Genomic DNA, 25369 nt, shown 5'->3' on the forward strand with positions numbered 1-25369 from the left:
TCACCGTGGAGCTGTGTGGGGCCGCTTGTGGCACCACCCGCCGGGTGCGGCCCGCCGCACTGTTTCGGGCCGCGACCGACCACACGGTGGTCCGCCCGGGTTGTGACCGCGGCGCCCCGTGGCGGCGAATCCGCCGGACCGGCTGTGAGATTCCCCCTCGGCCGGTCAATAGGTCAGTACGCCGGGGGCTGGAGCGGTTCTCGATGTTGGACCCCGTGGTACTCGCGACCGTGCTGGACGAGGTCGCGGGCGGCAACCGGGACGCCTTCTGGCACGTCGTCCGGGCGTACAGCCTTCCGGTGCGGAGCTACCTCGCCAGCCAGACCCACAACATGCACGACGTGGACGACCTGGCCCAGGAGGTGTTCCTCGGTGCCTTCCGCGGCCTCCCGACGTTCCGCCGCGGGGACGACTTTGGGGCCTGGCTCCGCGGGATCGCGCGGAACACGCTGTCGGTCCACTGGCGGCGGACGGCCCGCCGGAACCGGGCGCTGTCCGCGTTCCAGGAGGAGGTCGCCCGGGTCGTCGGGGAGGACCTCGACCGCTCCGCGGCGGCCGACCGGGCGGACGCAATCGAGTCCCTGCTGCGGTGCATCAACCGCCTGCCGGACAAGTTGAAGCAGGTGGTGCGCGCCGGCCTCGGCGGGGACAAGCCGGCGGCCCTCGCCGAGTCGCTCGCGACCACCGTGGGCGCGGTCTACAACCTCCACTACCGGGCGAACCAGCTCCTCCGGGCGTGCATGCAGAAGGAGACGGGGTGATGGACCCGGACCTGCAAGACCTCCTGCTCGCCTGGGCGGGCGAGGGGATCGACGAGGCCCGGCGGGGGGCACTCCTGGCCCGGCTCGGGGCCGACGCGGAGTTCCGGCGGGCGTTCATCGAGGAGGTCCGCCTGCTCGGGATGATCGGTGCCGTGCAGGCCGCGGAACCCCGGTGGCTTGCCCTGGCGGACGAGCTCGGCTGGGGGGCGGCCGGGCCGGCGGACCCGGTCCCGCTGGAGGACCGGGTGCTCGACCGGCTCCGTGCGGAGCCGGTGCCGCGCACGAGGGCGGCCGGCCGGTGGCGGTGGGCGGCCCTGGCGGCGGGCGTGCTGGCGGCCGCGGCGCCGGTGTGGCTGTTCCTCCGCGACGGCCCGCGGCCCGCCCCAGCCGGCAGGGCCGCCCCGGCCAACGTCGCCGTCGTCGTGAAGGTCGAGGGGGTCGAGCTGGAGGCGGGCGCCGGCCCGGTCCCGGCAGAGGGGAGGCCGCTACCGGCCGGCCCGTTCCGGCTCCGCTCCGGGCACGTCACGATGACCCTCTACAGCGGGGTGATGCTCTCGGTCGAGGGGCCGGCGAGCCTCGACCTCTCGTTGTCGGACGGCATCACCTGCCAGCGGGGGAGGGTCCGGGCCCGGGTGCCGGCGGCGGCCGCCAGCTTCGTCGTCCGGACCCCCTGCGCTATGGTCTCGGAGGCGGGCACCGAGTACGGCGTGAACGTCGGGGCCGACGGCCGGTCCGAGGTTATGGTGTTCGACGGCAGGGCCGAGGTGTCGGTCCTCGGCGCGGACGGCCGCACCCTTCGGAGCGAACTGGTGGAGGGGCAGCGGGCGGTGGTGGTGGAGCCGGGCGCCGCCCGCATCGGCAACCTCGCCGCCGCCCCCGGGGCGTACCTCCCGGCCCCGGTGCTGACCGCCCCGACGCTCCTCCTCGACCGGGGCTACGCGGACGAGGTGCTCGGGCTGAAGCCGTGGGGGTACTGGCGGTTCGAGGACATGGCGGACCGGGCCGTCCGCAACGAGGTCGCCGGCCGGCCCCCGCTCCGGGCGACCGGGGCCGTGCGGCTGGCGGGGGTGGCCGGGGTGAACCGGTCCGCCGCGTTCGCGCCGGCGCGGGCCGAGCAGTACCTCGTCGCGGACGGGTCGTGGGCCCCGCCCCGGGGGACCGGGTACGCGGTCGAGGCGTGGGTGCTGCCGGAGGAGGTGAGCATGCAAACGGTGGTCGCCCTCAGCTCGCGGGCGGACGAACCGGTCCAGAAGCACGTCTTCCTGCTGGAGCTGTCGGGGCGGGGCCACCACCTGGCCCACGACGCGTGCGTCGCCCGGTACCTGGACCGCTGGCCGCCGGCCCACGGCGGCGGGGTGAACGTGTTCTCGCGGGAGAGGTACGTCCCCTTCCGCTGGAACCACCTGGTCGCGTGTCGGCTGCCGGACCGGCTCGAGCTGTACGTGAACGGGGAACTCGCCGGGACCTCCTCCGCCGACCCGGGGGACGAAACGACCCCGTGCCGGCTGATGGTCGGGCGGCTCAAGCGCGGGGCCCAGCCGGGGATCGACCAGGAGCGGGCGTTCGTGGGGCGGATCGACGAGTTGGCCGTCTACGACCGCCCGCTCACCGCGGGGGACGTCCGCCGGCACTACGAGCTGGGCGCGGGCGGCAAGTGACCGGCAACGACCGGGGCCGGGAAGTGCCCCGCCGTGAGGGTCCGGTGCGGCCGCCACCTCGACATCGGTCTCAAGAATCACGGCCGAAACCGGAATTCCGACACCGGCCCAGCGGCCGCTGATTATGTGGTAAACCACGCATCCGGGCCTTGGCACGCCGCCCGCTCGGGAGTAGCGTGAAGGGCATCCCCTCTCGCCCTTCCGCCGGTGCCCCGTGACGACAGCCGCCCAGTGCCCGCAGTGCGGGCACGAGTTCACGTTCCGAACGTCCGTGGCCACGTTCGCTGCGACGGTCCGCTGCGGCCCGGACGGGCGGCCGCTGGTCCGGGCCTGCTACGAGATGACGTGCCCCGCGTGCCGCACCGACGTCCGCGTCCCGTCCCCACCGGCACCGAACCCGATCGGGGCGAAGCGCCTCGGCAACCCTTGAGGTCCGGCGCGGGTGCCCCGCGGCACCCGTGTTGGCCGTGGTGGAACTGGCTTCGCGCCGCCCCGGGCCGGGGCGTGCGCCGAGCGGGGCGTGACCCGGGTCGCGCAGTTCCCCACGCGCGGAGCGGTGCGCCCCGTTCTGCGGGCGATGCTGTCCGCGAGGAGACGGGTGGTGCCGGACGTCTACGTGGAACCGGTGCCGAAGGGCCGCCCCGAGGGGGCGGCCGTCCTGTACTACGTGCTCGAGTACGCGGGCGGGGACCGGGTCACCTTCGGGAACTACGCGACCCTGGCCGAGGCCGTCACCGCGGCCCGGGCGCTCGGGCACCGGCCGCTCGTGGCCCGGGTCCGGAACACGAGTAAGCGGAACCCAATGCACTGGCGGGAGGCGTGATGCGTCGGCCCCCGGCCGACGGCCTGCCCCCGCCACCAACCCGGCCCACACCAGTAGCACCATGCGGTGCCCGACGGGTGGCGTCGACCTGGACCCGGCCCGCCCCTCGCGGCGCTGGCCCTGGGGGCGGCCCGCCCCGGTACGCCCCAACTCGGTGGCGGGGCCGGGGTCGGTTCGGCACGCGGAGCGGTCGTTTCCGGCCGCTCGGAAGGATGTGACCCGTGAGCGAAGCCACACCTCTTTCACCGGCCCCCACAACCTGTGAGGACGAGCCGGTTCACGCCCCGGGGGCCGTCCAACCGTTCGGCGTCCTCCTGGCAATGGACCCGACGTCCCTGGTGGTGCGGCACGCGAGCGCCAACAGCAACGAGGCGCTCGGCCCCGACGCCCCGAGCCCGATCGGGGCGACCGCCGCCGACCTGCTCGGGCCGGCCGCGGAGGAGGCCCTCAGGGCCGCCCTCGCTGGCGACGGACTCGTGACCCCGCGTCCGATTCCCGTGTCGCCCCGTGCCGCCGGCCCGCGCCCGTGGCACGGGGTCGCCCACGCCCTCGGCGCGCTGGTGTTCGTCGAGTTGGAGCCGGCCGACGAGCACCCCGCGTCCCCGGTCGCCTGGCTGTCGGCCGTCCGCGCGGCGGTCGAGCACCTGGCCGCCGCCGCGACCACCGCGGAGTTCTGCGCCGCCGCCGCGCGCCACGTCCGGGCGCTGACCGGCTACGACCGGGTGATGGTGTACCGGTTCGACGCCGACTGGAACGGCGAGGTCGTCGGCGAGGAGCGGCACGCGGATCTGGAGCCGTTCCTCGGCCTCCACTACCCGGCGTCCGACATCCCCGCCCGGACCCGGGCCCTGTTCCTGGCCAACCGGGTCCGGGTCATCCCGGACGCGGCCGCCGAGCCGGTCCCGGTGGCCCCCGACCGGGACGGCCGCACGGGGCTGCCCCTGGACCTCGGTCGGTGCCTGTTGCGGGCCGTGGCCCCGGTGCACCGGGAGTACATGCGCAACATGGGGGTGCGGGCGTCGCTCACCGCGTCCCTGGTCGTCGGCGGGCGGCTCTGGGGCCTGATCGCCTGCCACCACGCGACCCCGCGGCGCCCCGGGCCGGCGGAGCGCGAGGCGTGCGACCTGCTGGCCCGGGTGGCGTCCGGCAGCCTGGCCCACCTCGCCGACGCCGAGGACCGGGCCCACCTGGCGGCCCTCGCGGCCGCGCTGAAGCGCGTCGAGGCGAGGGCACGGGTCACGGCGCCGCCCATCGCCGCCCTCGCGAACGACGCGACCGACCTGCTCGCCCTCGTCGGGGCCGCCGGGGCCGTGGTGTGGCGGGCGGGGCGGGAGGTGCTGATCGGCCGGACCCCGCCCGCGGGCGCGATCCCCGGGCTGGTCGGGTGGGTGCGGGCCGCGGCCGCCCCGCTCGTCGCGACGGACCGGCTGGGCGGGGTCCACGCCCCCGCGAGGGAGTTCGCCGGCGTGGCCAGCGGGCTCCTGGCGCTGGAGGTGTCGCGGGAGGCCGACGAGTACGTCCTGTGGTTCCGGCCCGAGTTGCTCCGGGCAGTGACCTGGGGCGGGGACCCGCACGCCAGGCCCGACGCGGGCGGCCGCGCGTCCCCGCGGCGGTCGTTCGCGGCCTGGCAGGAGACCGTCCGCGGGTGCTCCGCGCCGTGGCGGCCGGCGGAGGTGGAGAACGCGGGGCGGGTCAGGGAGGTGCTGCTGGCGGCGGGGGCGGGGTCGGTGGCCCGCCTCGAGGCCCTGCTGCCCATCTGCGCGTGGTGCAAGAAGGTGCGCGACGAGCCGGGGTACTGGCGGGGGGTGGAGGAGTTCGTCCGCGACCTCGTGGACGTGCGGTTCACCCACGGGGTGTGCCCGGAGTGCTTCGACCGGCAGGTGGAGGAGCTGGCCGACGAGGCCGCCGGCGGTGGTCCGAACCGCCGCGTGCATCACTGACGTCCGCGCGAGCCGGCTGGCGGGGTATGGGGTGGACGAATCCGCGGGCGGTGGACCGAAATTAGTCCACCCAACGAAACAGCCGCGGGGCTCAACCCCGCGGCTGCTGTCGTTGTCGGAACGAGTCGGGGCGGCAAGATTCGAACTTGCGACCTCCAGGTTATGAGCCTGGCGAGCTAACCGGGCTGCTCCACACCCCAGAACAGGAGCCCTGATCCCGTCCCGTCCGTCGCTCGTACGGCCGGACCGGGCCAGGGGCTCCGGTTGAATCCTACCCCCGCGGCGGCCCGTGTCAACGGTCAGCCCAGGCCGAACGGGAACCCCATCAGGGCGATGAGCACGTCGAGCGCGACCCCGACGCCCGCCATCAAAAGGAGCGTCAGGATCGCCGCGAGGATCTTCAACGCCACGTCGACCACCTTGGACTTCCAGTCCACCGCCCCCGAGTCGATCTTCCCGACCTCGCCCTTCAACTCCAGGTGGGCGGCCGTCTGCCGGTCCATCCTCGCAAGGATGGGGTCCCGACGTGGAGCGTCTCCGGCACCGCCGGGTTGTCGCACCGCACTCGCGGCACTTGCGGCACTCGCACTTCACGGGGTTCGGCCGCGCCCCGTCGCCCCATCCGCACGGGCCGTCACCCCCGCCGCTCCCACGCGACCAACTCGGCCAGCGGGACGACGACCACGCCGTGCGCCACGAACTCGACCGCCCCGAACCGGTCGGACACGGGCAGCCCGATCTCGGCGGTGTAGTTCGCGTCCTCGACCCTTCTGCACACGAGCCCGCCGGCGGACCCGCGGGCGAACAGGCCCCCGCACGGCCCCGGGGGCGTGACGAACTCGGCGCCAACGGGGACCGTGCGCCACCACTCGGCCAGTGACTCCACGAGCACGGGCGGGCCCCGGACGCGGAAGAAGTTGGGACACGAGGGAGTGAGTGTATCCGCCGGCGGGCCAACGCGCAACGAGCCGGCGCGAGAGTCTGTTTCGCAACTCACAGATGCCACAGACTGCTTCTCGGAGGCGGGCCTTCAAAGCGGTTGCTTCGGCGTCCTCCGGATGCGACTTTTCCCGGGGCTCGCAGTCACCGTCGTGGGCGCGGGACACGTTCGCTAGCCGCTGATCAGTTTGGCCCACAACTCCTTGTACTTCTTGAGGTACTCGGTGCCCTCGGCGACGGGGTACGTCTTGCCCACCTCGCACATGGTGTACCGGTCGTACCCGATGCCCTTGAGGAGCCCGAACAGCTCGTGGTACGGGTACGTGCCCTTGGCGTCGTTCTCCAGGTCGTTGATGTGGCACGCGACGATCCGGTCCTTGAGCAGCTCGAACGCGGCCTTCACTGACTTGTTCTCGACGTCCGTCGGGTTCGAGTTCCAGTTCACCCCGACCGCCTTCGACGGGCAGGCGTCCATGATCGCCCTCATGTTCTTGGGCACCTGGGTGACGGGCCCGTGGACCTCGACCCAGATCTCGACGCCCGCGTCGGCCGCGGCCCTCCCGCACTCGTCCAGCGCGGTGCCGATCTGCTCGAACGTCTTCTGCGGGTCGGCACCCTTGGGGACGCCGTTCGGGCGGACCTTGATGCCCTTCCCGCCCAGGTCCCTCACCAGCCCGATGAACTGCTTGCAGTCCTCGATGTTCTTCTTCACGACGGCGGGATCGGCCGCGTGGAACTCGCACACGGTGCCGCAGCTCCAGAACACCACGCCGGAGTCCGCGAACTGCTTCTTCACCGCGGTCCGCTGCTCGGCGGTGAGCGAGGGCTCGACCCCGTGCTTGTGCGTGGTGCGGCACTCGACGGCGGCGATCCCGACCTCCTGGCACACCTTGAGGATCGTCGGGAGGTCCCACGTTGCCGGGACGTTGTACGTCACCAGGCCGAGTTTAAACTTGGCGGGTTCACCCGCCCCGAAGGTGAGGCCCGGGGCGGACACCGTCGCGACGGCGGCACCAGACACAGCGAAGAACTCACGGCGGGACAAAACAGGCATCAGCGCACTCCAAGGGAACAGAAAGGTACGCGTCACGCGGAACGACATCCGACCGGCGGCGGGCCATCGATCCAGAGCCCTTGGCCCGGCCCGGGGGTGTCCAAGGGGTGCAGTGAAAGGGCTGGCAGCGCAGCCCGACTGCGAGGGGCGACTAAGACGGGGCTGGGAGCCTCCGCGCGCTCGGCCGAGCTGCTTCCGGACGGTGAGGCGCACCGGCCGGAAGTCCTCGGTGCGTTCGCGCGGCGGGCGGCCCCCGCCGCGCTCTACTTGGCCGCGGCGCGGTCGACCTCCAACCGCAGGCAGTCCCACAGCAGGGCGGCCGCCGGGGCCCCGAGCCGCTTCTCCGCGGCGCGGGCGGGCGGCGGCATCTCGAACGTGAGGACGTTGCGGCCGGCCTTCAACTTGGCGGCGTCGAACGCGACCCGGCGCTCCTGGTACCCGGCGTGGACCCCGCTCCGGTGCGCCGCACCGCTGACCACCAGGTCGTCGACGGCGCCCACCGCCGCACCGTTGAGCGAAACTCGGAGCTGCGGCCCCGCCTTTCCCTCGTACGCGGCGACCCCGAGGGTCAGTACGGCCGTCCCCGTGCGGGCGGCCGGGACGTCGAACTCGACCCGCCACGCCGGGGCGTGCCACGACAGGTCCCGGTTCTGCGAGACGGCCATTTGGAACGGCCAGTCCCGGTCGCGGCTCTTCCCGGCGACGAAGGTCGCCCCGTTCGGGTGGGCGGCGGCGATCGCGTCCCAGAGCCCCCAGCGGCGGAAGTCCTCGGCGAACCCGAACTCGGCCGCCGAGCGGTCCGGCGTCCCGATCTGCCAGAGCAGATCGCGCCCGCGGGGCCGGTCCCAGGTCAGCTCGCCGAGGGCGGCCGTCCCCTCGGGGGTGATGCGGACGTCCCGCTTGACGAACTGGCCGAACTCCCCCGGCGTCCAGGCGTACAGGTCGTACCGGCCGGGCCGCACCTTGGGGAGCGCGAACCGCCCGTCCCGGTCGGCCCACCCGCAGAAGCGGTAGCCCCGCCACTGCTGCTGCCACGCGAGGGGCGGTTCGGCGTCCTCGTGGTCGGCGAGGACGAGCCGCGCCCCGGCGGCCGGGGCGCCGCCGTCGAACGCGAGCCGGCCGGTCACCGTGCCCCGTTTCAGTTGGAACCGGGCGTCGTCGAGCCACGGGTTCGGCCACCGCGCCACCTCGGCCGCGGCCCGGGCCTTAGCGTCCGCCCACAGCGCCGCCTGGTCCCGCCCCTCGTTCACGTAGGTGAACGTCGGCACCGACGCCTTGCTCCAGGACCCCGCCTTGGAGTCGCTCGTGAGGACCCCCGCGCCGTAGTGGGCGGCGGTGGCGTGGGCCAGCAGCACCTGCGAAGCCCCGCCCTGGTGCACCGTGAGCTCCTGGTGCTCCGGCCCTCCGTTGAGGTGCTCGTGCCCGGGCATGACGACCCACACCCCGAGCTTCTCGCTCATCGCGCCGTGGACGGTGTGCCTCTCGTCCATCTCCGCCGAGAAGAAGTACTTGGAGTAGTGGGTGCCGTCGGGCAGCCGGTAGGTGGCGTCCATCACCGTGCGGTCGGGGGTCAGGTCGGCTGCCTTGGGGAACGGCGTGATGCGGCGGTCGTCCACCGCGGCCGTGGTGAACAGGGCCGGGTCGACCCGGAGGCACCAGTTGTACTGGGCCAACTTGAACACGCCGGGGCTCCGGGCCGCGTCGTGCCCGAACGTCAGGTAGGTGTGGAACCCGGGCTCGTTCGCTCGCACCACGTGGTGGACCGCGAAGTCGAACGGGCACCGCGGGTCGGCGTTCTCGAAGGCGACCTCGACCAGATCGGGACCCTTCCGGACCAGTCGGAACTTCCACGCGACCAGCGACGGGTCGCGGCGGCTCGTGTACGCGATCTGCGCGTACCCGCCGCCCGGTCCGAGCAGTTCCCGCTCGCGGTAGACGAGGGACCGGAGCACCCCCTTGGCCTTGTCGAACGTCAACCGCACCCGGCCGTTGTCCACGGTGGCGGTCGCCGGCGTCTCGTCGAAGACGGGCGGCGTGGTGGCGCCGCCCGCGCCCTCCGGCGCGGGGCCGAACCGCGGGACGGCCAGGAGGAGGGCGAGGGTCGCGAACCAGCACATGGTCCAGTTCCAGTGAGGCCTGGGGTCGCGTGCGGCGGCGCCTCCGACGAGCGGGCGCCCACCGCCGCGGGAAATCGAGGCGCAGCGGCGGCCCGGTCACGGGGCCCGCGGCGGGGCCTCCACGGGCTCGACCGGCCGGCCCGCCGCCGCGAGTTCGGCGACGCGGCCCGGGGGCAGGGCGGCCCGCCACACGGCCAGTTCGTCGATCCGGCCGCGGAACCCGCGGTCCTCGGGCGGGTGGGGGGCGGCGACCCACCGCCCCAGGTGGCACGCCCCGGGACGGATGAGGGTCGTGCCCGGCGCGACCCGCGTCTCGCACGCCAGAACGCCGTCGACGTAGTGGAGCAACCGCCCGCTCCGGCGGTCCATGGTGACGGCCCAGTGGGCCCACCGCCCGACCGGCAGGGTGTACCCGGACCACACCACGCTCCGCCGCGGCGCCGAGAACAGCGCCGTGGGGGCCAGGGTGCGCCGGCGGTCGAACTGCCAGTGGACCGCCCCCGGGTGCCAGCCGTCCGAGTCGAGCACCGCGCTGACGACGGCATCGCTCCGGTCGATCTTGAGCCAGGCGGCCAGGGTGAGCTGGTCGTACTCGCCGGGGACGGTCAGCGCCACCCCGTCGCCGGGGTTCTCGAACTGGAGGGCCCGCTTCCCGGGCCACCGACCGGCGACCCACGCGGCCCGCTCCACCCGCCCGGTGATGCCCGCGCCCCCCGCTGCGGCGTCAACGAGCCTCGCCGGGTCGGCGGGGTCGGGGACGAACGGGTAGTAGAGCACCAGGTCGGGGTCGCGGCGGAACTCCTCCCGCCACGCCTCCCACCGGCCGAACGAGACGCCCGCGGCGGTCGGGAACGCGTCCGGGCGGGCCGGGCCGATCGGGCGGGTGGTGCCGGCGGTGATGCGCACCGCCTCGCCCGCCGCCACCGTCGCGGCGGGGGCAGGCGCGTCGTCCGGAAGCACCTCGACCGGCCCCTCGAACACGTGCAATTCACAGGCGCCGCCGGCGTCGACCGCGGCCCCGAACTCGGCCCCCGTGTCGCGGAAGCGGACCCCGGGCGCGGCGACGACGAAGCCCCGGGCGGCCTCCGGGACGACCGCCCGCAGCGCCCCGCCCTCCAGTCGGAGGCGCGGCCCGTCCTCGACGACGAACGCCGCGGGGGCGGCGACCACCACGTCCGCCCCGCCCCGGAACCGGAGGTGGGCGGTGCCCTCGACCAGGTCGTACCGCCCGGGCCCGAAGCCCGACCCGGTCGGGCCGCGCCGGTCGGCGAACCGCACGCCGGCGCCGTTCACCAGGGCCGCCAGCGGCCCGTCCGCCGGCGGGCGGGCCTCGGGCTCGGCCCCCGGCGGCGCGGGGCGGGGCCCCGGCGCCGTGGGCCACCACCCCAGGACCGCGACGAGGCACGCCGCCAGGGCGACCGCCCACGGCACCCACCGCGCCGGCCGCGGGCGCGTCGGGCCGGGCGTCGCGAGGGCCGCCCCCACGCGGCGGACGAACGCGTCGCCGGTCCCCTCGGCCCGGACGCGGGCCTCGAACGCCTCGACGAACGCCTCGCGGCGGGGTTCGGCCTCCTGGCGGAGCAGGTCGTCGAGCGCGAGGAGCCCCGACAGCTCGCGGGCCGGGTCGGGCGCGCCCTCCAGAGCGCGGGCGATCGCGTCCGCGTCGCCGGGCTCGGGTTCGCCGTCCAGGTACCGCGCGAGTGCGGCTTCGAGGGCGGTCAGGGGGGGCGGGACAGTCATGGCGGGCTCACGCGGTTCCCCCCCGCCAGGCGCCCCTCGACGCACTTGAGCAGGGCCTGGCGGATGCGGAACAGGGCCTGGCGGACGTCGTTCGAGCTCCGGTTGAGGCGGCCCGCGATCGCCCCGGGCGGGTTCTCGTCGAAGTACCGCATCCGCACGATCCGCCGACTCGCCTCGGGCAGCCGCTCCAGGCACTCGCCGAGGAGGTCGAGGCGGTCGGCGTCGCCGGCCTCGACGACCGGGTGGCGGCGCTCCGGGTCGGCCCGGAGCAGCAACTCGCTGACGCGGCTCGCCAGGAACTGCTGACGGCGGCCCTCCTTCCGCAGTGCGTTGGCCACCAGCTTTCGGGCGATCCCGCGGAGCCACGCCCCGAAGTCGGCTCCGGCCGCCGGGTCGAACGTGGCCCGCTTCTCGAACGCGACCAGCAGGGCGTCCTGGGCCAGGTCGTCGACCGCGTCGGCGCGGACGCCCATGGCCCGCACGCAGGCGCGGAGGCGGGATTGCTCGCGCCGCACCTGCTCCAGGAACCACTGCACGTCGGGCTCCGGACTCATCGGCCACTCCCTCCGCCCGGCGGGCGTCCTGCTGGCCGCGTCGCGGCCGGCCCTACTTCGGTGCCGCCGTGGCCGTCAGCACCGCCTTCAGGAAGTCCCGTGCGGACGCGTGCCCGGTGCCCGGCCCGCCCGGGTACCGGACCTCGCACGGCACCTTAACCGCGTCGAGTTTCTCCTTCAACTTCACCCCGAACACCGGCGAGTGCGTGGGGTCCCGCTGGGCCTCGCCCGCGGGCCGGATCCGGGTGGCGTACGCGCAGAACACCGGCGGGTCGCCCGCGCCCGCCCACTCTAGCGGCGAGTACCGCTTGATGGCCGGGAGGAGTTCGTCGCGGGCCTTGAGGAACCCCTCGAACGCGCCCTTCGGGTCGCCCCCGAACCGGCCGAACGCGTGCGGGCCGTAGGTCGCGTTGGGGATCCACGCTCGGGTCAGTTGGGGGTCAAGCGTCGTCTGGGCGTCGAACACCGCGGCGCACGCCACCCGGGTCGACTCGCGGGCGACCGGGTCGGCGGAGGCCGGGTCGGCCAGGTCGTCGCGGAGGGCGACCCACAGGGCCGAGCACGCCCCGGCGGACACGCCCGACACCCCCACGCGCGAGCGGTCGAGGCCCCAGTCCTTGGCCCGGCTGCGGACGAACTGGACGGACCGGGCGGCGTCCTCCAGCGGCCACTGGACCGGCGGCTCGACGTCCGCTCGACGGGCGTCGGAGATCAGCCGGTACTCGACGGAGACCACCGACACGCCGTCGTCGAGCAGCGCGAGGAGCCCGCGGCGGTCGACCTCCATGCGGTCCCCCTTCATCCACGACCCGCCGTGGAAGAAGACCACGACCGGGGTCGGGGCGTCCGCCTTGGCCTTCCAGAAGTGGAGCACCTGCCGGGGGTGCGGGCCGTACTTGACGTCCGCGTGCGTCGGGGCCGGGGGCTTGTCGGCGGCCCGCGCCGCGCCCCCTGTGGCAGCGATGTACGCCACGGCCAGTGCGGTCAGGCCCGTGGGGAGGGTGCGCCCGGCCATGTACGGTCTCCTGGGTCTGCGGGGTCACGGGGTTCGCGCACCCGATCAGTCCGAAGGTCTGTTGTCGCGGGCGGGCGTCGCGTTACGGGCCGCCGGGCAGTTTTTTTCTCGCCGCCTGGGGCCGTGGGGGGTGTCACCGCTCTCCCACCGGCCCGCCGACGTTCACCGTCTTCGGGACCGCGGCCTCGAGCATCCGCACCCCGTGGGCCGTGACCCGGGTGTTCGTAAGCACCACGGTGTGGAGGCTCGGCATCCGGGCCAGGTCGATCACCGCGCGGTCGGTCACCCGCGTCTCCCCGAGGTGCAGGTCACCGAGGTGCGGGAGCCGGGCCAACTCCCGCACGCCCCGGTCCGTCACCCGCGTGTTGAACAGGTCGAGGGCGGTCAGGTTGGTGAGGCCCCCGATGGCCCTCGCCCCCGCGTCCCCCACGAACGTGTTCCGGAGGTTCAGCCGCGTGAGGGTCGTGAGCCGCCCGAGGCCCTTCGCTCCGTCGTCCGTCACCTGGTTCCCGGACAGGTCCAGCGCGGTGAGGTTCGCCAGGCGGCCGAGGGCCGCCGCGCCCGTGTCCCGGACCCTGGTGTCCCGCAGGCTGAGGGACCGGAGGGCCGCGAGCTTGACGAGGTCCGCAGCTCCGTCGTCCGTCACACTGGTCCCGCCGAGGTCGAGGGTTGTCAGGGCCGCGAGCCGTGCGAGGTCCTTCACCCCCGCGTCCGTCACCCGGGTCTCGGCGAGGCCGAGCGCCCCGAGGTTTCTCAGCCGCGCCAGTTCCCCGAGGCCGTCGTCCGACACCTCCGTCCGGGAGAGGGACAACGCGGTGAGGCCGCCGAGTTTCGCGAGCTCCTTCGCCCCGGCGTCGGAGACCTTCGTGAAGCCGAGGTCCAGGTCCGACAGCTTCGTGAGTTTCGCGAGTTCCTTCGCGCCGGCGTCGCCCACCTGCGTGCCGGCGAGGTTCAGCGTGGTGAGGTTGGTCAGGTTCGCGAGCCCCCGGACCCCCGCGACCGACACCCGGGTGGCGGACAGGTCGAGCACCCGGAGCGACTTGGCGCTCGCCAGGTCGCCCAGCCCGGCGTCCGTCACCTGCGTTTCGGAGAGTGACAGCTCGGTGAGGTTCGGGAGGCCGGCCAACGCCTTCGCCCCGGCGTCCCCGACCGGCGTGCGGCTCAAGTTCAGTGTCGTCAACTTCGCCAGCTTGGCGAGGTCCCCCGCGCCGGCGTCCGACACGTGGGTGCCGCGGGCGTCCAGTGCGGTCAACGAGGCCAGCTTGGCGAGCTCCTTGGCCCCCGTGTCGCCGAACGGGGTGCCCCACAGGTTCAGCGACCTCAGCGACTTGAACTTCGCGACCTCCCTCACCCCCGCTTCCGTCACCCGTGTGTCGCCCAGTTCGAGTTCCACGAGGCCGGGCAGGGCCGCCAGTTCCCTCACCCCGGCGTCCCCGACCTCGGTGTTGAGAAGGTGGAGGGCCGTGAGCGAGCGGATCCGCGCCACCTCTTTGACCCCGGCGTCCGTTACGGCGGTGTCGTTGAGGACGAGCGTGCGGAGGTTCTTGAGACCGGTCAGACTCTTCAAGCCCGCGTCGGTCACGTGGGTGTTGCTGAGGTCGAGTGTTTCGAGCGCGGCGAGGCCGGCCAGTTCCGCGACACCGGCGTCCGTGAGCCGGAGTGCGGAGGACAGTGAGAGCGACTTGAGGTTGGTGAGGCGGGCCAGGTCCTTCGCCCCCGCGTCCGTAACCCGCGTGCCGTCGAGCGTGAGCGAGACGAGCCTCCTGAGCTGGACCAGTCGTTCCACGTCCGCGTCCGTAACGCCCTTGCACGTCAGGTCCACCGCCGTCGCGTCGCCGCGGATCTGGAGGCCCAGCCCCGGGAGCGTAACCGACTCCGGGGGCGGGACCGGGGCGGCCGACGCGGTGGTGACGCAGAGCACCGCCACGAGCCCCGGGACTCCCATTCTGATACGGATCTTCGTCGGGCGGGCGGGCTCGCTGCGCATCGGGGTACTCGGATGGGACCGTGAGGGGGTGAGAATATGCCACCCCCTATTCGATTGTCAGAAGCCCCCGCTGCGTTACGCCGCTTGGTTCGAATTCGCAGCGCGGGCGACCCCTCGGGTGCGGCTGATCGGTTGCTACCTCTCGACCGAGGCTCCACGAGTCCGCAATAGCGCGACGGCCCACGAGAGGCGACGGCGGCTTCGTGGGCCGTTCGCGACCTGTGACGTGACATCCCCCGGTGGTCCCGTTCACCACCGGAGCGCTTGTGATGAAATTCATCGTGACCCCGACACTGGCCATCAACCCCGCCCACATCGGGTCCGCCGAGCGGTACCCGAAGGGCGACGTGAACCTCCACCTGGCCCTGCCGCTGGCGGCGATCGCCCCCGGCATGTACCGCGGCGGCGCGTCCCCGGCCGGTGCGAGTGACCACGTCCAGGTACACATCCCGGCCGGGCCGGACGCCGACGCCGTGTGGCGGGCCGTATCATCTCTGTGACGCGGCCGGGCCGGCTCGACGCGGGGCGGTGTTCGCCCCGCAGCTCCTCCCGCCGCGCCGCAGGGAGGTCGGGCATGCGAACACTCGTGGCGGCGGGTCTGTTCCTCACCGGAGCAATCGCGATGACGACGGCCGTGGCAGACGCTCAGGAGAAGAAGGCGGAGAAGGAGTCGATCAGCATCCGGCGCTGGATTCCGTCCGAGAAGAAGTTCCTCAACCCCAATGAAACGAAGGGTGCCCGCGAGGACCGGAAGTCGGGGACGATCTGGAAGATCCGCAACGACGAAAAAGGATTCCTCACGCCCGAACCCGGCAGCGAGATCACCGACGAGTCAGGAACCGTTTGGGTCGTAAAGGGCGTATCCGGCGGGGTCGATGCCTTCACCCGGATTCAAGTCGAGAAGAAAGATCCACCGAAGAAGGAGTGACGGGCGTTCGGCCTGTGAAGCACAGCGGCCGCCGGGAGCAATCCCGGCGGCCGCGTCAGTTCGGCTCGACACCCCTGTGTGCTACGCGACCTTGTTCGGGGGCCCGGCGAGCTGCCGCCGGACCTCATCATCACTCGGCTGGTGGCTGATGGTGATGGTCACCACCGACACCGGCCCCGGTGCCCAGTCGACGAACTTCCGCCCGGGAGCGGCTTCGGTGTACCCGGACCGGACAACGGGCCGGGTCTCGTCGACGGCGAACAGGTCCGCCGCGAGCAGGTCGCCGCGGAGCTTGGCCAGCAGGGCGTCGACACGCTCGACATTCGGGTCAACCGTCTTCGTCTCGCTCATGGCATCCTCGTCGTGTGAGGGCCGGCACCGGGGTCGGTGCCGGCCCGGCCTCAACTCACCTTGAACAGCCCGTCGCCGTGGTCGCGGAGGTGGAACAGGCTGTCGTCGTCGCCCAGGTCTTCGATCGCGGTGTACGGGGCCGCCGGCTTCGCGATCTCGTAGTACCCGTTCTCGATCGCGCCGGACGTGGCCCAGTACCGCAGCTTGTAGTGGGTCTGGGGCTTGTAGAACCAGACCCACTTCAGGTCCCACGAGTACCCGAACCCGGTCGGGTCGGGCAGCAGTTTCGGCTCGCACCCGATCAGCAGGCACGTCCCGATGCCCCGGCCGAAGATCGGCGTCTGGTTCGTCGAGCCGATCCACGGGCGGGTTCCGGTGTCTGGGTCGCCGTACACGCGCTTGTACAGGGGCGAGTTAGGCTGGAACTGGTCCTCCGGGACGCGCCGCCAGATGGCGGCAAACTTACCCTCACAGTCCGTGTACCCGATGGGGTACGGGACCGGGACGTTGTGCGGGGGCGACCCGTCCGTGGTCTTGTACTTCATGATGCCGCCGGGCATCGTTGTATACTGTGCGTCCGCCGTCACCTCGGCCTGGACGTGCCCCGGGTTCGTCACGTACCGCTCGCGTTCGCCGTTTTCAGAGGCGTAGGTGTACGCATCGTCCTGCCACCGGAACGGGACCATCTCGTACTGGGCGGTGATCTCGGCGGCGTCCCACCGGGGGGAGCGGTTCCCCTCGCCGGCGGTGACGTCGTCCTCGATGAACTTGTGCCCGGTGATCCGGGCCTTCACGCACCACCAGTTGGTGAACGTCGGGTGCGTCTGCGGTCGGGTGCGGGAGAGCCGCTTGACCGGGTCGCCGCCGCCGGTGTCCTCCCACACCAGCACCTCGCCGACCAGGTGCTTGATGACGTCGAACCGGTCGTTCCAGTCGCACAGCCAGAGCCGCGTGCAGCCGCTCCCGTCCGGGGAGTAGAACTCCTCCGGGTTGTTCCCGTCGTCGATCCCGCGGGTGCCCAGGTGCCACCCCGCGATCTCCTCCGGGTTGTACGGCCGCAGCGTCCCGTCCGGGTTCGTCGGCATGCTACTTCCTCTCGCTGTAAACGGGTGTGCCGGGGGCCGGGCCGCCCCGCGGCAACCGGTCGCTCAGGGTCTTCTCGATCCGCTCCAGGGCACTCAGCTGGAGCTGTTCGAGGGTGCGGTCGAGGGGGTCGCTGTTGAGGGCGGCGAGCTGGGCGTTGCGGCCGACCGACTCCAGCCCGCTCATGGTGGCCTTCGGGCCGATCGACAGACGCAGCGACTTGACCACGTCCCCGAGCGCGTCCCGGCCGAACGCGGCCCCGCCCGCCTTCGGTGCCGCACCGCCGGCACCGGCACCGGCCCCCATTCCCCCGCCCGCGTTGGCGACGGCCGCCGCGAAGATGCCCCACCCACCGGGCGGGGCCTTGGCCCGCTCCGATGCCGCGTCGAACCGGTCGTTGAGCCGCTGCTTCTCGGTCGCCGTGGCGGTGCCCCCGATGCCGGTCAGGCCCTTCGCCTTCAGCTCCTCGGAGTAGGCGGCCCGGGTGAGCCCGCCCTTGATGCGGTCGGCCAGGGCCGCGACCTCGGGGTCGCCGTCGAACGCGCTCTTCTTGGCCGCCTGGTAGTCCTGGGCCCGCACCCCCATGAGCCGCTCGGGCACCCCGGCGCTGCGCTCGCGGTCGAGGTACGCGGCCTCGGTGAGCCCCTTCTTGATCTCGTCCTTGAGGCCCGCGACCCGCTCCCCGCGGCGCTCCACGTCGGCCTGGTCGGACCCGTTGCGGAACCGGGCGACGTGCCAGTCGACGAACTTCTCCCGCTCCTCGTCCGTCTTCAGGAAGGGGTTCGTCGCGGCCTTATCGGTCATGCGGGCGCGGACCGTGTCCTCGGTGACCCCGCGCTTCGCCTCCTCCCGGTACTGCTTCTCGAACAGCTTCATCCTCTCGACTTCCGGGTTGGTGATCTTGTCGAGCCCGGCCTTCTCGATGACCACGTCGGCGGCCTTGTCGGTCTTCTCTTTGGCGTACCCGACCACGCCCTTGACCCACTTCACGATGTCGATGAGGGCGTCCATGAACTGCCGCATGGCCGGAAGCGCGTCGTTCAGGATGTACCGGGTCCACTGGTCGAACGCGGGCTTCAGCTCGCCGTCGAGTTTGTCCGCGAACTCGATCAGGGCTGCCGCGAGCGCGATGGCGACGGGGAGGATGAGCGGGGCGAACACGGCCGCGAGGATGGACACGCTCTTCTGCAGCACCCCCATGCCGCTCGACGTGCTCTGGAGGGTCTGCGCGAAGATGGCGAGCGGCCCGAGGGCCGCCGAGAACCGGGCGGCCATCATCGAGGCGACCGCGCCCCCGGCCCCGGCGGCCCCGCCCCGGCCCCGGAGCTGGGCGTCCTCGGCCCGGGTGCGGCGCTGCTCCTGCAACTCCCGGAGCTTCGCCTGGCGATCCTCTTGGTCCCGGGGCACGCCGTCGCCGACCAGGCCGCGGGTGAGCAGGCGGGGGAGGCCGGTGAGGGTGACGGCGAGGATCGAGCGGGCAATCGACGTGATGCGCGACTCGGGGTCGCTCGGGGCCGCGGGAGCGCTCGGGGCCGCGGCCGCGCGGGCGGGCCGGTCGGACCTGGCGGCGAGCTTGTCGACGATCCGCGCCATGATGAGCAGGGCGTCGGCGATCGCCTTGTCGTCGCGCCCCGGGGCGGTCGGGGCCGGGTCGGTCGCCTCGGGCACGGGGTCACCTCTTTCGCCGCTTCTTCTTCTGAGCCGCCCGCCGCTCGGCGAGCCGCTGCTGCTCGGCCCTCCAGTCCCGCTCGACGTCCTCGGGCTCGGTCACCCCGAGCAGGTAGCACTTCCGCCGGTGCAGCTCGCGGAAGTTCGGCGAGGCCGGGGGGGCGTTCTGGAGCACCGGGTCGTTGTTCTCGTCCCGCTTGTGGTCGTACCACGCGAGGATCTGCTCGTCGCTCATCCGCCCGAGCTGCTCGGGGTCGGCTCCGACGCTGGGACCGGCGAGGCGGACGAGGAATTGGCACCAGCCAACCCGAGCAGCCTCTCGGCCGCCTCGACGAGTTTTGGGTCGGTCGTCTCCTGCTTGAACAGGGTCAGCACGATCCGCTTCAGTTCCAACTGCGCCATCCGCCGGGCCGTCTCGAGGTCCACGCCCTGGTCCCGGAGCTGGATGGCGAGGAACTTGGCCAGGCCCTCCTCGCCGGTGACCGTCTCGCAGCACACCTCCGAGCCCCAGGCGTACACGCCCTTGGTCTTGTCGTGCTGGTACACCCGGAGCATCCGGTCCTGGACCGCCTCGGGGACGCCGGTCTCGGCGAGGATGCCGTCCAGGGCCCGCTTCTCGAGCCACCGCTGGTACTCGGCGCGCTCGACCTGCGACAGTTGCCGCAGGCGGTACGTCTTGCCCTCGAACTCCAGGTCGGTCGGGGCGTTGAACAGCTCGGCCAGGTCCAAGGTCAGTCCCCCTCGGGGTCGGCCACGGAGAACGTGCCCTTGTTCTTGAGCGACACCTTGAGCAGGAACTGGCCGTCCACCTCGGCCCCCAGGCTGGCCTTCAGGACGAGCGCCTCGTCGAAGGTGTAGGCCGGGGCCGCGTCGTCCTTCCGGTAGTACAGCTTCAGGTACTCGAGGACGTTGTCGGGCTGGCAGTCGGTGACGATCGTGGCGACGTCGGAGATGTCCACGTAGAAGCTGATCTGGATGGCGGCCCGGCGGACCCCGCCGTCCACGTTGCCGAACCCGTTGTCGGCCCCGACGGTCCGCTCCAGCTCCTTCACGTCGTCGTCCACCGACCACGCGAAGTTGTCGGGCATGGCGATCGGGCTCATGTTCCCGAGCCGCACGGTCAGGTACTTTCCGCTCGTCACGGGATCACTCCTTCAGTTTGGTGCAGGTGCAGGGGTAGAACCCGTCGGTGGCGGCCCCGACCGCGGCGACCGCCCACCAGGTGCCGTGGACGTCCCGGAGCCGGTCCCCAACGGCCGGCGGCGCGTCGAGCGCGACGTTCCAGGTGACCGAGTCGGCCCCGGGGTCGTCGCCGGCCTTGAGCCGGGCCGCGACCCCGACCCGCCGCGAGCGGACCGATCCGTCGGCGCTGAGGCGGACGAACGTGCCGGGGGTCTTCGGGCCGCTCTCGGCCTTCGGCGCGGCGGTCGCCTTCGCCGCGTCGGCCTTGGGCTCGGGCTTGGTCTTCGCGTCGCTCATGGTCAGTCGCTCCGGGGCTCGTCGACCTCGACGGTGAAGACGAGGACGCTCATGTTCAGGTCGTGGGCGAGGGCGGCCGGGTCGTACGGGTTCTTGCCCTCGGGGGTGACCCGGTTGAACCCGGGGACCGACGCGAACGCGGCCCGGGTGTTGACCAGTTTCCGCACCTGCTCCCGCCGGAGTCGGAGTGGCTCGTCCTCGCCGGTGAGCTTCCCGCCGGCCGTGAAGATGGCGACGGTCGCCGGGTACTTCACCCGGTCCTTCGACCCGGTCAGGGGGCGGACCGCGCCCTCCTCGCCGACGCTCACCACGACCTCGACCGGGTTCTTGCCCGACGGGAGCGACGGCTTCTTCCGCTTCACCACGGGCACGGCGGCGGGCGGTGCCCCCGCGGTCCAGCCCAGTCCGGTCACGGCGGCCACGACTGCATCGGCGATGGTGCCCGCGACGCTCATCCTGCCGCCTCGTGTTCGCTTCTCTCTCGGGGATGTCACTGGCTGCCGTGGTCGCTCGTGGGCCGGCCGGGTGACATCCCGAGGCCGAGTACCGCGAACCCGCGTGAGGAGGCCGCACATGGACCCCGCAACGAAGAAGAGCATCCGCCGCCAGGACCGCAAGCAGTCGAAGACCGCTGCGTACCGGTCGAGGGCCACGGCCCGCCAGTTCGCGTCGACACCAACCGCGGCCCGGTCCAGCGGCACCTGAGATTCGCCCGCGCGGGCGAAATCGCGGCGCAACTCAGGCCCGGCCTCAAAGGTAGGCCGGGCCTTATTGTTCCCGGTCGGTATCGGATGTGGTGACGAGAGCGAGGATCGCCCTGCGGACGTGGTCCGGGAGCGTGGCCCACGCTTCGATCAGTTGCGTCAGACCAGGGTCAGGCGTGGCGTGCGCCGGAATCTGCGTCGCCCCTTGCGAAATGTGCGATTTCCTCGAACCTTTTGCGGGTGGTTCGACTCCTGTACGGAGAACTGCTCGCCCCGACCGACGGATGCGGCGCTGGGCCTACGAAGCCCGGCCGGAAGGTTCGACTCCTTCTTGGGGTACTGGACAAGAGGGCATCCACTACCTCACGGGTGCGGACCAATCGGACGTGGTATGATGCTCTCGGTGGCACCGGGGGCGCGCTCGCGGGGGTAAACGGCACCTGCCGCGCGACAGTCTCCTTGTGCCTCCTTGCGGCCACCGGTCTTCTGTCGGAGCCTTTGCCATGTTCCGTCGCGACTTCCTCGGCTTCTCCGGCCTCGCCCTCGCCGCGATGCTCCACAAGGACGGGTACGGCTCCGACGCGGCCGCGTGGTCGCCGCCCGACGGCAAGCCGCACTTCCCCCCGAAGGCCAAGAGCGTCATCTGGCTGTTCATGAACGGCGGCGTCTCGCACATGGAGACGTTCGACCCCAAGCCGATGCTCACCAAGTACGCCGGGAAGTCGATCAACGAGACGCCGTTCAAGGACGTGCAGAACCCCGAGAAGCTCAAGCTCGCCCGCGTCACCGTCGTCAACGACGCGAACGGCCAGCAGCGCAACAAGCTGTACCCGCTCCAGGTCGGGTTCAAGAAGTACGGGGCGTGCGGCACCGAGGTGAGCGACTGGCTCCCGCACACCGGCGGGTGCGTCGACGACCTCGCCGTGATCCGCTCCATGTGGACGACCGACGACAACCACGGCGCGCAGACGCAGTTCCACACCGGCCGGCACATGCTCGACGGCGAGTTCCCGACGCTCGGCGCGTGGGTCCACTACGGCCTCGGCACGCTCAACGAGAACCTCCCGCAGTTCGTCAGCATGGGGAACCGCGAGTACTGGAACCTCAAGGACGGCCACTACCTCGGCCCGGCGCACGACGCGGTGCCGGTGCGCGTCGACCCGGCGAACCCGCTCGACTTCGGCAAGCCCGAGCTGCCGGTCACGCCGGCCGAGCAGCGGGCCGGGTTCGAGCTGGCCGGCAAGCTCAACAAGCTCCGCGCCGCCGACTACCCCAACGACCCGGCGCTCGACGCTCGCATCAAGTCCTACGAACTCGCGTTCCGCATGCAGAAGTCGCTGCCCGAGGTGCTCGACTTCTCGCAGGAGACCCAGGAGACGCAAAAGCTGTACGGCCTCGACCGCCCCGAGACGAAGCCGTTCGGCCAGCAGATGCTCGCGGCGCGGCGGCTGGTCGAGCGCGGCGTGCGGTTCGTGCAGGTGCAGCACGGGGCCGGCGGCGCGGGCGTGTGGGACGCGCACGGCGGGCTGAAGGCGAACCACGCGAAGAACTGCCTCGCGGTCGACCAGCCGATCGCGGGGCTCCTCAAAGACTTGAAGCGCACGGGGCTGCTGAAGGAGACGATCGTGGTGTTCTGCACCGAGTTCGGCCGCACGCCGGGCACGCAGGGCAGCGACGGCCGCGACCACCACATCTTCGGCTTCAGCGTGTGGATGGCCGGCGGCGGGCTGAAGGGCGGCGTGGTCCACGGCGCGACCGACGAGATCGGGTTCCACGCGGTCGAGGACCGGCACTACGTCACCGACGTCCACGCGACGATCCTGCACCAACTCGGCCTCGACTCGCGCAAGCTCGAAGTCCCCGGCCGCAAGCGCCTCGACATCGACCACGGTGCCCCCATCAAGGGGGTCATCGCGTGACGCCGCGGCGCGCGGCCGGGGTCGGTCACTTCAGCTCGATGTCGAGGGCGTTCGCCCCCGCCTTGACGGTGAGCACCAGCCCCGAGGTGTGCGGGGCCGCGTACTTGTCCGGGATCGGGAACCACCCCCGGACCGCGGGGGGCGGGGGCGGCGGGGCCGGCCGGCCCTCGGCCGCCCGCGGCTGGAAGTCGGAACTGGCGGGGTTGATGCTGCCGACGGCGACCTTCGCCCCGCCGGCCGCCAGCCCCTCGACGGTGTACGTCCCGTCGGGGGCGATGTTGGCCTGCTTGAGCATCCCCTCGGCGTCCTCGAACTGAACGGTCCCCCACACCACGGGCTTCCCCTGGTAGGTGACCTTCCCGGCGGCGTCGCCGCGGCCGCCGCACCCGGCGAGGGCCAGCGCCGCGGCGGCGAGCAGGCCGCGGCCGACCCGCGACCGGACGAAACGTGACGCACTCATCGGCTCTCCCTCGGGTGGTGGGCGGGCGTGGGACCGGTCACAGGTCGCCCGGGGGCACCTCGCCCCCGGCCTTGGTCGCGATGCCCGCCTGGACCTGGGTGCCGATCCCGTAGGTCAGGAACCGCACCGACCCGTCGCAGAACAGCCAGTTGCCGCCGCCGGTGTGCTTGCTCCAGTAGTGGTGCGCGTCGCACCCGTTCTGGTCGCTGCCCGGCTGGAACCACTGGTTGCCGCCGGGGCACGACCCGCCGGTCGGCGTCTGACTCGCGCACCACAGCTTCGAGTTCGGCAGCCCGAGGGCGCTGTCCATCTCGTTGTACACCCACGCCCCGCACTGCCACCCGCCCGGCGCCCCGAGGGCGGCCAGGTCCGGGTACGCCGGCCGCTCGCCCACCATCACCGTGTTCGCCGTGCCGTCCGGGATCGCCGTGAGCGTCGTCCCCGGCTCGATCACCACCGACCCGGGCGGGGACGAGCCGTGCATCGAGTAGGAGAACACCCCGGCGACGTTCCGGTTCCCGGCGTCGCGCTGGTCCGTGTTCGGGGCGTTCACGGCGAGGTAGTTGCCCATCGCCAGCCGCTCGCCGCCCACGTTCCGCAGCTTCGGCCCGTCCGACGGGCACGTCAGCGCCGCCGCCATGTAGTCGTCGCCGACGGCCCTGTTGCGGACCAGGGCCCCGGCGTGCGTGGTGCCGCCCGGCCCGACGGTCACGCCCGAGTACGTCACCGCCGGCCGCTGCTCCGCCGTGTACGGCTGCTCGATGAACGGGAACAGGTGCGCCAGCCAGTTGCACCGCTGGCTGTTGTTGACGTGGAAGTTCGCGTACGGGAACCGCTGGTGGACGTTGTGGTAGTTGTGCAGCGCGACGCCGATCTGCTTCATGTTGTTCGAGCACTTCATGCGGGCGGCCGCCTCGCGGACCTTCTGCACGGCGGGCAGGAGCAGGCCCACCAGGACCGCGATGATGGCGATGACGACCAACAGCTCGATGAGCGTGAACGCGGCCGCTCGGGACCGGCGGCCGGTGCGTAACGGGTCCATAACCCCTCCGAATGACGGGTCGGGCAAATGAGGACGCTGGTAAAAAACAGGAGAGCGCCGGGAGAGACGTGCAACCGTGATGAGAAGGTACCCCGGCCCCCGCGCGTCCGCAACCCGAGTGGCGGTTACGCAGCCGCTCTGTCAATGTGTCTTTCTAACGGCCCGGGACGACCGTGGCGGGCCACGCGGGCCGTGTGTACACTTGTGGCGGAACCCCCCGAGTCCGAAGGCCACCCGATGACAGACGAACGTGCCCTTCTCGCGGCGATCGAGTCCGCACCGGACGACGACACGCTCCGCCTCGCGTACGCGGACTGGCTCGACGAACACGACCGCGCCGGCGGGGCGTACCTGCGCGCCGAACTCGAGTTGGCGAAACTCGACCCGCGGTCCCACGAGGAGGCCGCCCCGCTCCGGGCGCAACTCCTCGACCAGCGCCGCGGTACCGACCCGATGTGGCTCGCGCGGTTCGAGCAACCGCACCTGCTCCGGGTCAACCCGACGCCGTTCCCGGCGGAGTGGATCGGGACCGACATCCCGGGCGCCCGCGAGGTGGACGGCACCTACGGCGGGAGCCAGTACCGGTCGCTCCCGCCGCTGCCGGTCGAGTCGCTCCGCGGCGACTGGAAGTGGCTCCTGCCGGCCGGTCACACGCCGAGCCCCGCCGAGCACGGCACGCGGTTGGCCAAACTCGCCACGGCCCGCGGCCTGACGCTGCCGCCCGGGTTTGTCGAGTTCGCCAACGACGCCGCGGCGCAGGAGTTGATCCGCTCGAACACGGACTGCTTCTTTGACTGGGCCGAAGCGGTTGCCGACAGCCCCGCGGGCGAGGGCGGGTCGCTGATCCGCTTCTACGCCGACTCACAGGGGTGCGTGTACTGGTACCTGTACGCCACGCCGACCGGGTACTCGTGCGTGGTCGCCTCGCCGATGCGGTACGGGGGCGACGACGACGAGGACGACGAGGAAGAGGAGGAGTCGGGAGACACCTTCTTCTGCGCCCCGTCGTTCGAGGCGTTCGTTTTCCGCACCTGGGTCGAGAACGAGATCTGGCACCGCCTGGTTGATCCGACCTTCGACTTCCACGACCCGCGGCCGATGACGCCGGAGATGCAGGCGTACCTCGACCACTACCGCCGCACGTAGC

At 72.5% G+C, this 25369-nt stretch carries 28 protein-coding genes and 1 tRNA gene; 10 read left to right on the forward strand and 19 right to left on the reverse strand.

The features are described from left to right. The first annotated feature begins 203 nt into the window (after window positions 1–203). From ACTIGN_RS17155 to ACTIGN_RS17175, 5 genes are all read left to right on the forward strand, one after another. Window positions 204–761 (forward strand): sigma-70 family RNA polymerase sigma factor, encoded by a 558-nt coding sequence (locus ACTIGN_RS17155; protein ID WP_439625985.1) that lies wholly within the window; start codon window positions 204–206, stop codon window positions 759–761. After that, on the forward strand, window positions 761–2419 hold the full coding sequence (locus tag ACTIGN_RS17160) for a LamG domain-containing protein (protein WP_439625987.1): 1659 nt from the start codon (window positions 761–763) through the stop codon (window positions 2417–2419). The genes ACTIGN_RS17155 and ACTIGN_RS17160 overlap by 1 nt, the downstream gene beginning before the upstream one ends. Before the next feature lie 214 nt (window positions 2420–2633). After that, complete coding sequence (locus ACTIGN_RS17165) at window positions 2634–2849, forward strand: hypothetical protein (RefSeq protein ID WP_439625989.1); 216 nt, start codon at window positions 2634–2636, stop codon at window positions 2847–2849. A 171-nt stretch (window positions 2850–3020) separates the two neighbouring features. Beyond that, window positions 3021–3242, forward strand: a complete 222-nt coding sequence (locus ACTIGN_RS17170) for a hypothetical protein (RefSeq protein ID WP_439625991.1) — start codon at window positions 3021–3023, stop codon at window positions 3240–3242. A gap of 221 nt (window positions 3243–3463) precedes the next feature. After that, window positions 3464–5182 carry a GAF domain-containing protein gene (locus tag ACTIGN_RS17175; RefSeq protein ID WP_439625993.1) on the forward strand — a complete coding sequence of 573 codons (1719 nt, stop codon included), beginning with the start codon at window positions 3464–3466 and terminating at the stop codon, window positions 5180–5182. A gap of 125 nt (window positions 5183–5307) precedes the next feature. Here ACTIGN_RS17175 and ACTIGN_RS17180 read toward each other — a convergent pair. The 9 genes from ACTIGN_RS17180 to ACTIGN_RS17220 all read right to left on the reverse strand — a co-directional run bounded on the left by ACTIGN_RS17180 (window position 5308) and on the right by ACTIGN_RS17220 (window position 14588). Further along, window positions 5308–5382 (reverse strand) — tRNA-Met (locus tag ACTIGN_RS17180). A gap of 99 nt (window positions 5383–5481) precedes the next feature. Beyond that, complete coding sequence (locus ACTIGN_RS17185; RefSeq protein ID WP_439625995.1) at window positions 5482–5685, reverse strand: hypothetical protein; 204 nt, start codon at window positions 5683–5685, stop codon at window positions 5482–5484. A 131-nt stretch (window positions 5686–5816) separates the two neighbouring features. Next, on the reverse strand, window positions 5817–6074 hold the full coding sequence (locus ACTIGN_RS17190) for a hypothetical protein (RefSeq protein ID WP_439625997.1): 258 nt from the start codon (window positions 6072–6074) through the stop codon (window positions 5817–5819). Between the two features lie 219 nt (window positions 6075–6293). Beyond that, window positions 6294–7175, reverse strand: coding sequence for a sugar phosphate isomerase/epimerase family protein (locus ACTIGN_RS17195; RefSeq protein WP_439625999.1), 882 nt, complete (start codon window positions 7173–7175; stop codon window positions 6294–6296). Window positions 7176–7438: 263 nt separating this feature from the next. Continuing rightward, window positions 7439–9292, reverse strand: coding sequence for a polysaccharide lyase family protein (locus ACTIGN_RS17200; protein WP_439626001.1), 1854 nt, complete (start codon window positions 9290–9292; stop codon window positions 7439–7441). 96 nt (window positions 9293–9388) lie between these two features. Further along, entirely contained in the window at window positions 9389–11032 is a 1644-nt protein-coding gene (locus ACTIGN_RS17205) for a LamG-like jellyroll fold domain-containing protein (protein ID WP_439626003.1), read from the reverse strand. Beyond that, window positions 11029–11586 (reverse strand): sigma-70 family RNA polymerase sigma factor, encoded by a 558-nt coding sequence (locus ACTIGN_RS17210; RefSeq protein WP_439626005.1) that lies wholly within the window; start codon window positions 11584–11586, stop codon window positions 11029–11031. The genes ACTIGN_RS17205 and ACTIGN_RS17210 overlap by 4 nt, the downstream gene beginning before the upstream one ends. A gap of 52 nt (window positions 11587–11638) precedes the next feature. Further along, window positions 11639–12601 carry an alpha/beta hydrolase gene (locus ACTIGN_RS17215; RefSeq protein WP_439626007.1) on the reverse strand — a complete coding sequence of 321 codons (963 nt, stop codon included), beginning with the start codon at window positions 12599–12601 and terminating at the stop codon, window positions 11639–11641. A 133-nt stretch (window positions 12602–12734) separates the two neighbouring features. Next, window positions 12735–14588, reverse strand: coding sequence for a leucine-rich repeat domain-containing protein (locus tag ACTIGN_RS17220; RefSeq protein ID WP_439626009.1), 1854 nt, complete (start codon window positions 14586–14588; stop codon window positions 12735–12737). Between the two features lie 269 nt (window positions 14589–14857). On the opposite strand from ACTIGN_RS17220, the gene ACTIGN_RS17225 reads away from it, so the two are divergent. Both ACTIGN_RS17225 and ACTIGN_RS17230 read left to right on the forward strand, forming a co-directional pair. After that, complete coding sequence (locus ACTIGN_RS17225; protein ID WP_439626011.1) at window positions 14858–15088, forward strand: hypothetical protein; 231 nt, start codon at window positions 14858–14860, stop codon at window positions 15086–15088. A 74-nt stretch (window positions 15089–15162) separates the two neighbouring features. Beyond that, window positions 15163–15516 carry a hypothetical protein gene (locus ACTIGN_RS17230; protein ID WP_439626012.1) on the forward strand — a complete coding sequence of 118 codons (354 nt, stop codon included), beginning with the start codon at window positions 15163–15165 and terminating at the stop codon, window positions 15514–15516. A gap of 81 nt (window positions 15517–15597) precedes the next feature. On the opposite strand, the gene ACTIGN_RS17235 is transcribed toward ACTIGN_RS17230, so the two are convergent. The 8 genes from ACTIGN_RS17235 to ACTIGN_RS17270 are packed head-to-tail and all read right to left on the reverse strand — an operon-like array spanning window position 15598 to window position 20552. After that, on the reverse strand, window positions 15598–15867 hold the full coding sequence (locus ACTIGN_RS17235; RefSeq protein WP_439626014.1) for a hypothetical protein: 270 nt from the start codon (window positions 15865–15867) through the stop codon (window positions 15598–15600). Window positions 15868–15917: 50 nt separating this feature from the next. Then, on the reverse strand, window positions 15918–16952 hold the full coding sequence (locus ACTIGN_RS17240) for a hypothetical protein (protein WP_439626016.1): 1035 nt from the start codon (window positions 16950–16952) through the stop codon (window positions 15918–15920). A gap of 1 nt (window position 16953) precedes the next feature. Beyond that, the gene (locus tag ACTIGN_RS17245; protein ID WP_439626017.1) at window positions 16954–18618 is read right to left on the reverse strand and encodes a hypothetical protein; all 1665 of its coding nucleotides are present in this window, start codon (window positions 18616–18618) and stop codon (window positions 16954–16956) included. Window positions 18619–18622: 4 nt separating this feature from the next. Then, the gene (locus ACTIGN_RS17250) at window positions 18623–18853 is read right to left on the reverse strand and encodes a hypothetical protein (RefSeq protein WP_439626019.1); all 231 of its coding nucleotides are present in this window, start codon (window positions 18851–18853) and stop codon (window positions 18623–18625) included. Next, entirely contained in the window at window positions 18850–19347 is a 498-nt protein-coding gene (locus tag ACTIGN_RS17255) for a hypothetical protein (RefSeq protein ID WP_439626021.1), read from the reverse strand. Before ACTIGN_RS17255 ends, ACTIGN_RS17250 begins: the two co-directional genes overlap by 4 nt. 2 nt (window positions 19348–19349) lie before the next feature. Beyond that, window positions 19350–19760, reverse strand: a complete 411-nt coding sequence (locus ACTIGN_RS17260; RefSeq protein WP_439626023.1) for a hypothetical protein — start codon at window positions 19758–19760, stop codon at window positions 19350–19352. A 4-nt stretch (window positions 19761–19764) separates the two neighbouring features. After that, window positions 19765–20097, reverse strand: a complete 333-nt coding sequence (locus tag ACTIGN_RS17265) for a hypothetical protein (RefSeq protein ID WP_439626025.1) — start codon at window positions 20095–20097, stop codon at window positions 19765–19767. A 2-nt stretch (window positions 20098–20099) separates the two neighbouring features. Then, entirely contained in the window at window positions 20100–20552 is a 453-nt protein-coding gene (locus ACTIGN_RS17270) for a hypothetical protein (RefSeq protein WP_439626027.1), read from the reverse strand. A gap of 118 nt (window positions 20553–20670) precedes the next feature. On the opposite strand from ACTIGN_RS17270, the gene ACTIGN_RS17275 reads away from it, so the two are divergent. Both ACTIGN_RS17275 and ACTIGN_RS17280 read left to right on the forward strand, forming a co-directional pair. Continuing rightward, a complete protein-coding gene (locus tag ACTIGN_RS17275; protein ID WP_439626029.1) occupies window positions 20671–20802 on the forward strand; it encodes a hypothetical protein in 132 nt (43 codons plus the stop codon). Between the two features lie 502 nt (window positions 20803–21304). Then, window positions 21305–22720: a DUF1501 domain-containing protein gene (locus tag ACTIGN_RS17280; RefSeq protein WP_439626031.1), complete on the forward strand. Its 1416-nt coding sequence runs from the start codon at window positions 21305–21307 to the stop codon at window positions 22718–22720. Between the two features lie 25 nt (window positions 22721–22745). Here the strand turns inward: ACTIGN_RS17280 and ACTIGN_RS17285 are convergent, their stop codons facing one another. Together ACTIGN_RS17285 and ACTIGN_RS17290 are read right to left on the reverse strand one after the other, a co-directional pair. Continuing rightward, the gene (locus tag ACTIGN_RS17285) at window positions 22746–23180 is read right to left on the reverse strand and encodes a hypothetical protein (RefSeq protein ID WP_439626033.1); all 435 of its coding nucleotides are present in this window, start codon (window positions 23178–23180) and stop codon (window positions 22746–22748) included. Window positions 23181–23217: 37 nt separating this feature from the next. After that, complete coding sequence (locus ACTIGN_RS17290) at window positions 23218–24222, reverse strand: DUF1559 family PulG-like putative transporter (RefSeq protein WP_439626035.1); 1005 nt, start codon at window positions 24220–24222, stop codon at window positions 23218–23220. 237 nt (window positions 24223–24459) lie between these two features. Here ACTIGN_RS17290 and ACTIGN_RS17295 point away from each other — a divergent pair, with 237 nt between their 5' ends. Then, on the forward strand, window positions 24460–25368 hold the full coding sequence (locus ACTIGN_RS17295) for a TIGR02996 domain-containing protein (protein WP_439626037.1): 909 nt from the start codon (window positions 24460–24462) through the stop codon (window positions 25366–25368). Window position 25369: the final 1 nt, after the last annotated feature.

This window comes from Gemmata sp., from assembly GCF_051859125.1.
Taxonomy (GTDB): domain Bacteria; phylum Planctomycetota; class Planctomycetia; order Gemmatales; family Gemmataceae; genus Gemmata.